Origin of the sequence: Acinetobacter sp. CIP 102136 (assembly GCF_000369685.1) — a bacterium.
Classification (GTDB): domain Bacteria; phylum Pseudomonadota; class Gammaproteobacteria; order Pseudomonadales; family Moraxellaceae; genus Acinetobacter; species Acinetobacter fasciculus.
The window spans coordinates 1708073-1721833 of the sequence record NZ_KB850142.1; the positions used below are offsets into that span (position 1 = coordinate 1708073).

Sequence of the window (13761 nt, forward strand, 5' to 3'; positions counted from 1 at the left end):
AATCAGTTCGACACCTTTAGGATGAAATGTTGTAGAGGAAATAACTCAGACCGTTGCAATCTTCTTTATTGCAAACGGTTCTGTGCTAGGATCTTGAGAAGTCAGCAAAACAAATATAAATGGCATGATGCAGCTTCTTCAATCTATAAAAACGGCACTTCAATCCCGTCTGTATTTCTTTATTATTTTCCCAGCCATTATTGGATTTTATCTGATTTTACAGACAGTCACCCCTTTGAGCTGGTCAAGCTGCCTGTTAATCAGCTGGAATATCGCGATTTACGCTTATTTATTATTGACCATAAAAAAACTCTGGCGTATTGATCATGCTCATATTCTGCAACGCGCCATGCAACAGGATGCCAGTAAATGGATCATTCTGTTTCTGGTGATCATCACCCTGATCATGTGTTTTATTGCGATTATTATTGAAATTAATCATTTACCCCAAGATACCACCATCCGAACCGGTCATTTAATCTTGTCAGTTCTGACCATTATTTCAGCTTGGTTCTTGATGCATACGATTTTTGCAATTCATTATGCGCATGACTTTTATTTGGCGCTCGATAAACAGCAACAAGGCGGACTAGATTTCCCCAATACCACCAGACCGACTTATCCGGACTTTCTATATTTTAGTTATATCATCGGGACTTCTGCGCAAACTGCAGATGTATCCATTACTTGCCAATCCATGCGGGTTCTCAATACCCTACATTTGCTTTTGGCCTACGGATTCAATACCACCATTCTGGCCATCAGCATTAACGTGACGGCAAACTTTATCAGTACTTAAAAAAGTTTTTTGGATAGTGGCAGTACCCTGAAAATAGCGATCTACTGCCCAATCAGCTACCACTATCCTGCGTCTAACCTGAGCAGTTTTTAAATTAAGTCAATCACACTTTTTGATTGCTTCAAGCGGTGAGACCTTTACGCAATTCATCTTCGACGATGCTGAGTTCAATTTCACTAAATTTACGAATCTCACCTTCAGCATGCTTTTCTAGCATGCCACCCAGCAAAGGCACTTTGACTTTGACTGTCCAGTTTAGCTGGAACTGGATCTGGTCTTCATCTCCGGTAACTGCACGCTGACAAATGGCCTCGATCGGCAAGTTCGCACCGAGTTGTACCGTCGAAGTCATTTCATTCAGATCGCTAACATCGGTACGCTGCAAACGGAATGCATCTTTGAGTAATTTTTTTGCGATATCAGGAATATTAACATCCAGATTATAAGCGCGTTTCAGGGTATACATATGCCCCTGCTTTTCCGAAACCAGGATTTCCAAGTTTTGCGCAGGAATTCGATGGCAAACTGCCTCATGCAAACGAATATCATTGGCCAAACGCTTAAATTCATCAATAGACACGCCATTGATAATTGCTTTCACGGTGAACTGATGTGCCATGCTATTTTTTCCTTATTTTTATTACGATATTCGCCTATGCCACTCTCGGCTGATGCGAATAAAAATCAGATACAGAGATGACTCTGCAATTTATATCAACTTTATAGCGGATGTCATTATTCTTTTATCGGGAAATACCGGCAATCCGGTCAATGTTTGCAACATAGTTTTACTGAAAGCTGTGCTTGTCCACAGCTGATCTGTAGCTGTGCTTCACCATAATAAATCACGGCATGAAACTCATCGGCACCATCGTCCAGACCGGAAATATAGTATTCTGTACCAACCGGAAAATCCTGCAACCAGTCAGTCTTATAAAAATCCGAGACCGAATCAAACTGCAAATACAGTTCAGGCTCAGCTTCGATCTTCATCGCGAGTGCAATAAACTTCTGTAATTGTGCTTGATGAAAACCAATGATCATAGCGCTCCTGCCTTTTTAGTCCGGATCATTGTTCGCCAGACTTCGTACATTTTAAATGACTATTTCAAGAATAGGATTCACGAGTCTTGAGGTTTTTCTAGCGCAAGATTATGGCTTGAAGGAGATAAATTATATGGGCTATTTCCGCCAAGCGGCAGAAAAAATCTGAGCTAAGGCATGAGATACCTTTTCTGAATTGCAATGGCTTAAGTACGTAGTCTGAGATCTTCAATCGTAGAAAATGACTGAAAGTGGTGTTCTAAGCACAGTCAGAATGCAAAAGTTCCCTACGAATTTCATGCCGGTGCTCTTCTCCAAAACGGTCGACATGTGCATAGAATACGCCATAGCGACCGACATAATATTCCAGTGACTGATCATAAAAATTCCAGAAAATAGACCATTCGCCTAAATCCATCTGACGAATCTGGGTACCACTGTGCATCGGCATTTTTTGTAATAGTTCTTGCTGTAACTGTTCGGCCTGTGCCCGATTCTCAATATGCACCTGCCGTTGAAAGAATAGCTGTGCCACATCGTCAAACAGTTCCAGTTCATAAGCATCCACCAGATGTACTTGCTGCTCTTGCTCGATGACCTCTTGCTCTGTCATGCTAGAAATCTGTGCCGGTTTTTCTGGACGCTGACACACCAGATGGCGCTGAGCTTTATAGATCTTTCTGCCGACGATCCAGGCAGCATTCAACATGAATAAAACACATAACAACAGCAGTAATTTCAGCATGGTGGATGATCTCATGTGACTAATTTTATTTTTATGGTTATAGGATCAAGATTCATTTGAATAGTCCCTTTTGACTCAGCATACGTCTATTTTTTATACAGTGCAAACTTGAGGCTTATTTTTACTATTTATCTTCTCTGCTTGCTCATTTGTGCCCAGATTCGAACTTCGATTTATTTAAAAATGGATTTACTTTGATTTTTTATTTTTAACGCTGTAATGAGATTTAAGAACTTAAGATAAACAAACAGGACAAATCAGCAACAGAACCAATCTTCACATTGATAAATCACAGCAAAGATGCTCAAAAAACTACAATATTGTTCTGTTTTTTACCCTCTTCTTTTTTATCAAATAAACCTTCCCTATAAATGTTCGAGAAAATGAATAATATTATGATTCGTGAAGGGAGGGTCGAAGATATACCTCAAATTATTCAGGTCATTCATGACAGCATTCAGTCCTGTGTACTGGATCATCAGCGTGAAGAAAGCAAAATTCAAACCTGGCTAGAAAAGTTTGATCATGCCAGCCTGATTGTCGATATGCTGTATAACGATTGCTGGGTTTATCTCATCTATGACAAGGTCGTCGGGTTCTTATTGGTCAGTGATGCTGGAGAAATCCGGATGCATTATGTGGCCCAACACTGCCAAAGGCTGGGGTTTGGCACCGAGTTATTTCATCAAATGCATCACGCTTTATTAAAGAAAAAAATTCATCAGATTGAAATATAGTCTACTCAAACTGCCTTAAGTTATTATCAACACTGCGGCTTTCATCCACATTCTGCCGAGTCAGAAGATGAATCGCGTTATCTGTATAAATATGTTTTTTAATCGGCCTCTTTTTCAATTTTCAACTGATCACGTCCTGCCTGTTTGGCGGCGTAGAGCTGCACATCTGCCGCTTTCATCAATTCATGAATATCTGCATAGCCATGTTTTTGTTCAACCCAGGCCGCGCCCATACTAACCGTAACATAATCTTTTGCATCTGGCCGATTCAGATGTTGCATACGCTGTTCCCGAATCTGGTTTAACACATTTTCCAGATTTTTAAGGGCAGTTTGAACCGGCATTCCAGTGAGCAGAATCGCAAACTCTTCACCACCATAACGTGCCAGATAGCCAGACGGTGGCAAAGTGCCTTGAATAATCCTGACCAGATTTTTCAGGATTTCATCGCCTTTTAAGTGGCCATAGTAGTCATTATAATTTTTAAAAAAATCGACATCGAGCATGGCAAAAATTAAGGTATGTTACGGCTGTTGTTGGGTCTGTATAAACTGCTGCTGGATTTCATGATTTAAGGCACGCCGGTTAAAAGCTCCGGTCAGTGCATCAATATTCATCTGCTGTTCCAGTTTGGCATTCACTTCACGCAGCTGCTGGGTACGCTCTTTGACTTTTTGATCGAGCGAATTATTGAGTGCGATCAGGTTCAGGTTTAGCTGTTCAGTCTCATAAGTTTGATGTGCATAATGTCTGGACTGCTGAAACATGATTAATAAGGCATAGATACTGGTTGAGATAAAGAACAGATGCGTGGTTTTAATTACATTGATCAGCAACAGATAATCATTCAAAAAAGTGACACAGAGGAAAATAATCGCAATCAGATTTAGACGTGAATAATGCTCTTTATAACGTAAGGTCTGATAAAAGCCGTAAATAAAATTACCGATGATGACCAGGGCGAAAATCGCACTAAATAGGGCCAGTCGTTCAAATATCTCAGGAGGTGAAAATAGGGTAAAAATAATGTTAAAGACCAGTAAGGCCACCGCGATATAATAAATCACCGGATTTAAATAGCGCCGATTAAACAGATGCATATAACTGAGAAAAAAGAAGGCAGCAACAAAAGTAAACAGATACTCTAAGCGGGTTCCCCACAGCCAGTTAATATTGGTAAATACCGAATAGGCATAGGGTGCAGAAAACAGGTTATGCAGGGCCAAAAAGACAATAAACCAGCCAAAAACAAAGATACTTTTACTGTTACGTTCTCGTGATCCTCTGAAGACCGAAAACAGAATAGTAAACATCCCCACCCCAAGTACCGCGCCGCACACCATGGCAATACTCATCATGAGCTGCTGGAATTGGCGATTGATGGTACCTGCAACGCCGATCTGCATCGGTCGTTCGAGACCACCATGCAAGTGGGTATAATTGGAAGCCTGAATGCTTAAAGTAATATATTCAGTTTCTGGAACAAAATAGCCAATACGCGGTGCTTTTTCAGTCACCTGCTTTTCAGGTGTAGTACTGATTTCCCCGAGCCGAACAATAAACTGTCCATTGACATATACCCGATAGGCACCGTATTGGGTCGGAATCCGAATCGCGATGCGTCGCCCGATAAATTCTTTCGGAATTTTAAAATAGCCAATAAAGGTGCCGTAGCCAGAATTTGAACCCGCCAGAGTTTTAAAAGAGGCTGGTAATTTAACTGTTTTTGACTGCAGTACAGGACTGGGCTGAATAATAAACTGGCTCGGATAAAACAGCCATTTTCCCTGCAAAGGACTCGTACTATGTTCGGTAAAATGGACTTCAGCAATATGGTCGTGAGATTGCTGCTGAAATGACGGCGACGGGAGTTCATCCTGAGCGATTGCTGAACTTGTGATGCAAGTCATCCAGCTAAAGGCACAGACAAATACGAAAAAACAGACATTCCTTATCAAGTTATGCAAATACGTTCTATCTCAAGATAATTCTTTATTATTCTTATAATTTACAAGGAATATTTTTGATTTCAAATCTTTTTAGATGTTTTTTGTAGCTTCTCCGGCACAGCCTATTTTGAAGCGACTGCACCGGAATCACCGTACATATTTTAATAAAAAATATAACTTATATTCAGAAAGTTAAATCATTTTAATCACGTGTTTTTACCTCAAACAGTTCAATTTCAAAAATCAGGTTAGAATTGGCTGGAATGACTTTACCCATTTTACGTTCGCCATAGGCCAAATGTGCAGGCACCATCAGTTTACGCTTACCGCCAACTTTCATTCCCAGAATCCCCTGATCCCAGCCTTTGATTACACGACCTGTGCCAATGACGGTTTCAAAATAATTACCACGGTCAATAGAAGAATCAAACTTGGTTCCATCTTCCAGCCAGCCAGTATAGTGCGTGGTAATTAAGGCACCTTTCACCGCTTCTTTACCTTCACCTACTTTTAAATCAATAATTTCAAGTTCGTTGATCATGGTTATTTACCTGAGAGGAGCATAAAATTTCAAAGCTCAGTATAAACCGGATTGCTCTGTTTTTTTAAGTCTGGGTCATTGATGGGTTAAAAGCTGAGTTCCTGAATATTCTTATCATTGAGTAAATACTGGGTTAATTCTTGATGATTCTTGGCCGATCCCATCAGGATCCAGCGTCCGACAATCTGTTGATCGACTTTTTTTTGTGAGGAATGCACCACTTTTAGCTTGTAACGCTTAAATAGCATTTCGTAGTGATTGGAATCATTTTCATCAAATGGACAGACAATTTCATAATTGCGTTCCTGATTCAGAGATTCGATGCCGCGCTGTACATACATCAATAGAACCAGCACCACCATGACAATAAAAGTAGCCCAAATACTTAAGAGTTCATAGCCTGCACCGACCGCCATGCCGAGTGCGGCTGTCATCCAGATGGTGGTCGCGGTGGTAATTCCAGAAATACGGTTATCATCTTTCAGGATAACACCAGCACCTAGAAAACCTAGTCCAGTCAAGACATTGGCGGCCAGCCGGTCAGGATTGGCCACGCCTATTTTCAGGGAAATAATGGTAAATAAACAGGAACTCAGACTGACCATAATCATGGTACGCAGTCCGGCAGATTTACTGTGATACTCACGCTCTGCACCAATAATTGCGCCGATCGCGACAGCTAGCAGTAAATCATAAAGTTCATGGTACATGGTGCAACCCTGCGTATTCTTATTCCTCAGATATACGCAATTTGAGCTACAGGATACAAGTCCAGACTTGCATCCTTATTTGGCCTTATTGTAACTGTTCCCACTCCACCAGCACCTGGCCCTGATCGCCAATCAAGGTCCATTCACCATCCATCACATTGAGCTGTAACTGCATGGTGCGTTCGCATAACTGTGGCAATGCGTCGGTGGTTGCGGTAGATAACTTCCACACTTCCACATTTTTTAAGATTTTTAATTTGCTGCTGCGCTTATACCATTCATCCACCGCAGAACCATAGGTGACGACTGCGACCTGCTTGCAACGCGCACTGGCCTTTTTGACTTTATCTTCGTCCGGGCTACCGACTTCAATCCATTTGACCAGTTGCCCGGTCAGATCCTTTTCCCAGAGTGCCGGTTCATCGGTTTCAAACAGATCCTTGGTAAATTCCAGTGCTTCATCGGCATAGCGTGCATAGGCCAGAATACGCACCATCAAGCGTTCAATGGTTTCTGAAGGATGCAGCGCCATCGTCAGCTGATAATCCTCATAACGATGCGTATCCATATCCGCAATATTCAAATCAACCTTATAAATCGTCGCTTTTAACGCCATCACATAATCCTCAAATTTGGCGCCTAGCATATAAGATTTAGCGCTATTTTGCTGAACAGATTTAGGCCAATAATTCATTCAGCGCACTAGAAACAGTACCATTATTTCTCTGGATCCATACGACATTGCATCAGGGCAGTTTCAAAGGCCAGCCAATCCCGTGACTGTTGATAAATCACTTCTACCCGGTTATCAATGCCTTCATCTGCCGACTGATAATTAAACTGCTCAGGATTAAAATTAAAGCTTTTCCAGCCTTGATCCGTATTAAAAATTCCCTTGATTCTGAGCCAGTCTTTTTGTTCACAGAGCAGATCCAGCAGATCATAAAAATTGAATTGCCAGCGTTTTGGCAATTTCCAGCCCGCAACCTGATAACCCTGCGCGCTTTCTACATAATGATAAGGCATTTGCTGAATCACTAAGGGCGTATCTGCTGAACGGGTGGTCTGTTGCTGTTTTAACAAAGGCTGAATCTGACGGGCGGAACCCCGATAGTCCTGCTTGATCAGTTCGATATCGAGTTGTCCATGCTCGGTGAACAACCACTGTTGGGCATAAGGTTGATATTCTGTCTGAAGTTGCGTGAGTGCTGCGTGGTCTGCGGTTGTCATCAAGTCAGTATGTGAAATCACCACAATATGCGCTGCCTTGAGTTGGTCTGCGTACAGGTTTTGCTGAGTCCAGTCTCGATCATGCAAACGTGAACCATCTACCACCGTGACCAATGCCTGCATGTTTAAATGACTCTGCCAGTGCGGTTCGGTCAGCTGTTCCAGTAATTGGCCAGGATGCCCCAGTCCGGTAGGTTCGATAAACAGACGATCCGGTTTCACTTCTGACAGCAGGCGTGACAAGGCAATCTGCATCGGTAACTGGCTACTGCAACATAGACAACCACCCAACAGCTCTTTGACCGCATAACCCTGATCTTGCGGCAATAACTGCTGGTCTACCCCAATCTGGCCGAATTCATTCATTAGCACAGCCCAGATTTCCTGTTCCGGTTTTTGCTGTAATAAATGTTTGAGTAGTGTGGTTTTACCTGCACCCAAAAATCCGGAAATGATATGGACAGGAATAGCCTGCGACGCTGACAGAATTTTCAAAATCGACTCTCAAGAGATTGAATAGAAATAGCAATACTCTGCATTATAAAGCACAGTGTGACTTTAAAATGCGTGTTCTTCGCAAACACGATGTGAAAATCACAGAGATAAAAATTAATGGAATGATCCAAAATTATCAATTTTCTATGTTAACTTTTATTTCAAATTTGATTTTTGAAATATTCATACACACTTTCATTAAATAAAACTCTGCATAATTAACAGAAATAAAACAACTTTCTCAGTTTTGTATCTGCTCAGTTATTCCCTGCGTGTCGCTTTTGTTAATTGATTTGCTCAGTAAAATTCCTGTGCTTAGGATGGGCATCTGTCGAATTGATGTGATGGTCAGTTCAGCAGATTACATGACATGAATAAAAGGATGCCAAAAATGAAATATGCACAAATCTTACTTGCCACTACGCTTACTGCTGCTGCAGCCACCAGTTTTGCTGACAGCAAAACCACAGATGCGAAAACCACCACTGCAGAAGAAAAAGTGATTGTGACTACTCAGGAATTACCTGAATCAAATGCTCCAGTTGCAGGCGCATCTGCAGAGCAGCCTGCTGCCTCTGAAGCTGCTGCGGAAAGCACGCCCCCTGCAAAACCTGCTGTACGTTAAGTGATTGAACGACTCGTTTAATCCTTCAATGAAGATATCAGGGACAGTAATTCTCCAGTAGGCTTTGTCCTATACTGCCCCGATCTTATTCGATGCTGAATCATGCTTGATGCTGGTTCAGCATTTTTATTGCGCAAAATCCATTTATCACCATAGTCAAAACTGATCATAGAATTAATACTGGCTATTAAGCTTTTATTATTTTTATATTTAAAATCAATTTCTTATTTAAAAAACACCCATTTCAATCCAATATTATCCATATACTTCAGCTACTATCGCCTAACTTGTTTCTGGCTTCTCACTGTCCCTTAATAGCATCAAATGCAAGTCGATTGAATGGACATTCGCTATGAGCAATACTAATTACACTACTGAAGTGGCAATTCTCGGCGCCGGCCCTGTCGGCTTAACCATTGCCAACTATCTGAGCAAGCAAGGCGTAGCTGTCACGATTGTCGAGCAACTGGATAGTTTGATTGATTATCCACGTGCGATTGGAATCGATGATGAATCCTTGCGTACCATTCAATCTTTGGGTTTAGTCGATCAAGTCTTACCGCATACCACCCCGAATCATGCGATGCGCTTCTTAACGCCTAAAGGTCGCTGTTTTGCTGATATTCAACCTTTAACACGTGAGTTTGGTTTCTCGCGCCGTAATGCCTTTATTCAGCCACAAGTCGATAACGTTCTGCTGCAAGGCTTAAAGCAATATAAAAACACCCAAGTGCTGTTTTCTCGTCAATTGACCCAGTTTAGTCAAGATGCTGACGGCGTAACACTTAACCTGCAAAATAAAGAGGGCGATGCAGAAACCATCCGCGCTCAATACCTGATTGCTTGTGATGGCGGTAATTCTTATGTGCGCCGCAACCTGGGCATTGCCTTTGAAGGTGAAACCGCACCGAATCAATGGATCGTGATCGACCTTGAGAATGACCCGCTGGCTACACCGCATATTTACTTATGTTGTGATCCTGTACGTCCTTATGTATCAGCCGCATTGCCACATGGTATTCGCCGGTTTGAATTTATGGTTATGCCGGGTGAAACGCAGGAAGAACTGAGCAAACCGGAAAATATTGCCAAACTTCTGTCCAAGGTGTTACCAAGCACGGATGGTATTGAAGTGATCCGTCAGCGTGTCTATACTCATAATGCCCGTATTGCGGACAAGTTCCGTGTCGACCGTATTTTGCTTGCCGGTGATGCTGCGCACATTATGCCGGTATGGCAAGGTCAGGGCTATAACAGCGGTATGCGTGATGCCTTTAACTTGGCCTGGAAAATGGCGCTGGTTGTTCAAGGCAAAGCTGGCCCAGCACTTTTAGATTCGTATCAGATCGAACGTAAAGACCATGCCAAGGCGATGATTGACCTGTCGGTGATGGCAGGTCACGTACTGGCACCACCGAAAAAATGGCAAGGTTTTGTTCGTGATGGTATTGCCTATGCCCTGAACTACATCAAGCCGATCAAACAGTACCTGCTGGAAATGCGTTTCAAGCCAATGCCAAAATATCATGACGGCGCACTTTTGAGTAACGGAGCCAAGAACTCTCCAGTCGGTAAGATGTTTATCCAGCCTCAAGTTCAACTGGCTTCGGGTGAAACCGTATTACTGGATGAAGTGATCGGCAATGATTTTGCGATTATTGCCTGGGGTGTTGATCCGAAATGGGGTCTTAGTCCGGAGACGTTGCAACAGTGGAAATCGCTCGGCGTGAAATTCATCCAGGTAATTCCTGCGGTGCAATTGCAAAATAACCAGCGCAAAGAGTATGAAGATGTCATCACTATTGGTGATATCGGCACAGATATCCGCTCGTGGTTTGGCAACACGTCTGAATCCGTTGTGATCTTACGTCCTGACCGTTTCGTGGCTGCCCTGGCCATTCCTCAATCGATGGAAAGCACCAGCCAGCAACTGTTTAAAAAGCTTTACCTGAAATAATATTAGGGTCACCTTTCACCACGCTTCGGCGTGGTTTTTTTATTGTTTTTAGATATCCCGGACAATATATAGACCGAGGAATTAGACTCGGTATTCCTGAAACCACGGAATATCTTTCAGGGAATCACGGCGAGCCATCTGCTGCAGGAAGGGCCTGAACTCGTCAAATGGCGGTAAAATTTTCGCAGATATGGCGAAGATCAAACAGTAAGCCACATAGAGATCCGCCGCCGAGACTTTTTCACCCAACAGATAAGGACTAGCCTGCCCGATGCCCTGTTGCAGAAAATCAAATACGGCTACTTCATTCCCAAAACTTAAACTTCTCCGGTTCTTTTCAATATTTTCTGGCGACACCTGCAAATTTTTTATATCGATATATTCGGTGAAGGGTCCATGACAGAAAAACATCCATTTTAAATACGCCCCACGCTTCGGATCATCCAAAGCAGGTGCCAATCCTTTGTCACGATATTTATCTGCCAGATAGATAAAAATGGCGGCCATTTCTGAAATAATGACGCCTTGATCCACCAGACAGGGAACTTTTCCCATCGGATTGATCCGTGTATACGCCTGCTGATGCATATGCTCATAGGCAACTTCCACCTGCTCAATCTGATCTTCAATCTGCAATTCTTTCAGCAAAGGCAACAAGGTCAAGCCACGTGATTGTGGGTTGTTATAGAGCTTCATCATCCTGCTTCAACCGGTTTTTATTGTTAGAGGTTCAGTATAAAGTGATTTGCAGTCCCGATTTAAAAGGATGTGCTACAGATCATTTCTGTCGCACGGCTTTTTAGATGGGCAGATTGAAGGTTTAAATATTAAAAAAGATCCACACAAAACTTTTCTTTTAATACTTTCAAAATCAGATCAATCACCACATGTTTTTGATCCTTGCGATAATTGGCATACAGTCCAATCATCGGTAACGGTTCTAGGGTCTTTTTCACCACAATATTATCGCCGAGCAATGGAATCACATAGGCTGGCACCAGACTCCAGCCCACGCCCATTCCCACCAGATTGACATTGAGCAGAATATTGGTGGAATACTGCACCACATTCACTTTTAATTTGGACTGTTTAAAAAAATCCTGAATCAGCTTATGCAGTTGCGGTGAGGACTGCTCACCACTAATCACAAAGTCCTGATTTTCAAAACTCTTGATACTGACATAGGACAAGGCCGCAGCCGGGGAATCTTTCGGCACGATCAGGGTTAGAGGCTCATCAAAAATGCGGATCGAATCAAACTCACTCAACTGCCCTGGATATCGGGTAAAGGCAATGTCAATCTGTCCATTTCTTAAAGCACTAAACTGTTCTGCATCGGTCAGACTGTGAAACTGTGCTTTCAGTTCAGGAAAATGCGCGCGGATATTCGGCATGATATAAGGAAAGACTTTCATTTCCGCGACCGGGACAAAACCGATATTCAGCTGGTCCTGCTGCGCATTGGCGATCTGTCTGGCAGTCTGAATGGCGCGCTCTGCATGCTCAAGACTCAGTAAAGCTTCTTTTAAAAACGCCTGTCCAGCTTCAGTTAGCCCGACCTTACGGTTATTCCGCTCTAGCAACTGTACGCCAACCTCACGTTCCAGATCCTTGATTTGCTGGCTCAATGAAGGCTGTACCGTATTTAATTTTTCCGCGGCACGGGTAAAGTTCAGTTCCTGCGCCACCGTAACGAAATAACGTAAATGCCTTAATTCCATTTTATAACTCCAAACTTGCCGGGCGCTTATTTTGCTTTTTGGCAACATACTGACGATAAACCAATATCGTCACAATGACGAGTGCGGCACTCAAAACATAAGTAGTTTCAAAGCCCCAATAGGCAATCAATACTCCCATTGCCACGGAACCGATCGCTAAACCCAGATCAAACAGGGTAAAGAAGGTTGAAATCGCATGTCCCATACGCTGTTTGTCGACCGACTGAATGGCCAAGGTCTGCAAACATGGGAATAGTGAACCATAACCGATGCCAATAAACACTGCCGACAACCATAATATCCATTGATTGGAAATCAGACTGACAATCACCAGACCAATGGCAAAGAAAATAAATGAAGGATAAATCACCGCACTGGGTCCCTTACGGTCATAAATCTTTCCAACCCAAGGTCTGACCAGCAACATGGATGCTGCAAATACAATAAAGAATACGCTGGTATAGCCCAAAAGCTGCTTGGTTTCACTAAATGCAGTAATAAAACTCATGATGCCCGAGTAGGCAAAAGCGGTTAGTAAAGCCACAAAACTTACCGCCAGAACTTTGACTTCCAGAATATCCTGCAAGCTCAAGCTGGTTTTTTCTGTGCTTATAGCTTCAGGTTTTGGTAACTCTGTGATTTTGAGCATCCAACAGAAAATGAGCCCCAAAGAAATGATAACGGCAAGAATGCCAAATAAGACTTTGAAGCTGGTGAACTGAATTACGGTCAATGCCAGCAAGGGCCCAAAAACCACACCCAGATTGGTCGACATGACGAAATAGCCCATGCCCTCACCTTTGCGCTGTTCAGGAATAAATTCATTAGCGACGGGTACTGCCACCGTGGTCAGAATACTGAACCAGATACCATGTAAAAAACGCACCAGCAACAGCGACCACATGCTATCTACCAGCAAATAACTAAAGGAAAATAAGGCAAAAATCACGCCTGCACCGCGCATCGAGATTTTCTTGCCGAGCTTTTCGATGATCATGCCGGAAAATGGCCGAACCGCAATCGAAGAGGCCAAAAATAGCGTCAGCGCCAGACCCGCTTCTTTTACCGAACCGCCCAGATCTTTCATGATGTAAATCGGCAAGATGGTCAGTAAGGCAAAATAATAAACAAACAGGAAAAAATTATTGAATAAGCACAAGATAAATGAGCGATTCCATAACCGCTCAGCGCTAACTGACATAATCACC

Annotated in this window: 13 protein-coding genes and 2 pseudogenes; 4 read left to right on the forward strand and 11 right to left on the reverse strand. The window is 42.7% G+C overall.

Annotated elements, in window-relative coordinates; all coding sequences use genetic code 11:
* Positions 1-124 precede the first annotated feature (124 nt).
* Positions 125-799: a DUF1345 domain-containing protein gene (locus F893_RS13635; protein ID WP_005252612.1), complete on the forward strand. Its 675-nt coding sequence runs from the start codon at positions 125-127 to the stop codon at positions 797-799.
* Between the two features lie 121 nt (positions 800-920).
* Here the strand turns inward: F893_RS13635 and F893_RS13640 are convergent, their stop codons facing one another.
* The 3 genes from F893_RS13640 to F893_RS13650 all read right to left on the reverse strand — a co-directional run bounded on the left by F893_RS13640 (position 921) and on the right by F893_RS13650 (position 2588).
* Positions 921-1418, reverse strand: a complete 498-nt coding sequence (locus tag F893_RS13640) for a DUF2505 family protein (protein WP_004280652.1) — start codon at positions 1416-1418, stop codon at positions 921-923.
* A gap of 149 nt (positions 1419-1567) precedes the next feature.
* Positions 1568-1843, reverse strand: coding sequence for a hypothetical protein (locus tag F893_RS13645; protein ID WP_005252614.1), 276 nt, complete (start codon positions 1841-1843; stop codon positions 1568-1570).
* Positions 1844-2102: 259 nt separating this feature from the next.
* Complete coding sequence (locus F893_RS13650) at positions 2103-2588, reverse strand: hypothetical protein (protein ID WP_004645804.1); 486 nt, start codon at positions 2586-2588, stop codon at positions 2103-2105.
* 371 nt (positions 2589-2959) lie between these two features.
* Between F893_RS13650 and F893_RS13655 the strand changes: the two are divergent.
* Positions 2960-3427 (forward strand): annotated as a pseudogene (locus tag F893_RS13655) (GNAT family N-acetyltransferase).
* On the opposite strand, the pseudogene F893_RS13660 reads toward F893_RS13655, so the two are convergent.
* From F893_RS13660 to F893_RS13680, 5 genes and pseudogenes are all read right to left on the reverse strand, one after another.
* A pseudogene (locus F893_RS13660) lies at positions 3424-5235 on the reverse strand (diguanylate cyclase). The pseudogenes F893_RS13655 and F893_RS13660 sit on opposite strands and share 4 nt — an antisense overlap.
* A gap of 241 nt (positions 5236-5476) precedes the next feature.
* Positions 5477-5815 (reverse strand): FKBP-type peptidyl-prolyl cis-trans isomerase, encoded by a 339-nt coding sequence (locus F893_RS13665; protein WP_005252621.1) that lies wholly within the window; start codon positions 5813-5815, stop codon positions 5477-5479.
* Between the two features lie 86 nt (positions 5816-5901).
* Positions 5902-6525, reverse strand: a complete 624-nt coding sequence (locus tag F893_RS13670; protein WP_005106283.1) for an MgtC/SapB family protein — start codon at positions 6523-6525, stop codon at positions 5902-5904.
* An 85-nt stretch (positions 6526-6610) separates the two neighbouring features.
* A complete protein-coding gene (locus F893_RS13675; protein ID WP_026055736.1) occupies positions 6611-7141 on the reverse strand; it encodes a YaeQ family protein in 531 nt (176 codons plus the stop codon).
* A gap of 101 nt (positions 7142-7242) precedes the next feature.
* Positions 7243-8250: a CobW family GTP-binding protein gene (locus tag F893_RS13680; protein WP_005104027.1), complete on the reverse strand. Its 1008-nt coding sequence runs from the start codon at positions 8248-8250 to the stop codon at positions 7243-7245.
* 391 nt (positions 8251-8641) lie between these two features.
* Between F893_RS13680 and F893_RS13685 the strand changes: the two genes are divergently transcribed.
* Both F893_RS13685 and F893_RS13690 read left to right on the forward strand, forming a co-directional pair.
* Positions 8642-8875 (forward strand): hypothetical protein, encoded by a 234-nt coding sequence (locus F893_RS13685; RefSeq protein WP_005104028.1) that lies wholly within the window; start codon positions 8642-8644, stop codon positions 8873-8875.
* 352 nt (positions 8876-9227) lie between these two features.
* Positions 9228-10832 carry a bifunctional 3-(3-hydroxy-phenyl)propionate/3-hydroxycinnamic acid hydroxylase gene (locus F893_RS13690; RefSeq protein WP_005104029.1) on the forward strand — a complete coding sequence of 535 codons (1605 nt, stop codon included), beginning with the start codon at positions 9228-9230 and terminating at the stop codon, positions 10830-10832.
* A gap of 81 nt (positions 10833-10913) precedes the next feature.
* Here the strand turns inward: F893_RS13690 and F893_RS13695 are convergent, their stop codons facing one another.
* The 3 genes from F893_RS13695 to F893_RS13705 form a co-directional block, all read right to left on the reverse strand.
* Positions 10914-11528 carry a glutathione S-transferase family protein gene (locus F893_RS13695; RefSeq protein WP_005104031.1) on the reverse strand — a complete coding sequence of 205 codons (615 nt, stop codon included), beginning with the start codon at positions 11526-11528 and terminating at the stop codon, positions 10914-10916.
* Positions 11529-11659: 131 nt separating this feature from the next.
* Positions 11660-12553 (reverse strand): LysR substrate-binding domain-containing protein, encoded by an 894-nt coding sequence (locus tag F893_RS13700; RefSeq protein WP_005104032.1) that lies wholly within the window; start codon positions 12551-12553, stop codon positions 11660-11662.
* 1 nt (position 12554) lies between these two features.
* Positions 12555-13754 (reverse strand): MFS transporter, encoded by a 1200-nt coding sequence (locus F893_RS13705; protein WP_005104033.1) that lies wholly within the window; start codon positions 13752-13754, stop codon positions 12555-12557.
* Positions 13755-13761 lie beyond the last annotated feature (7 nt).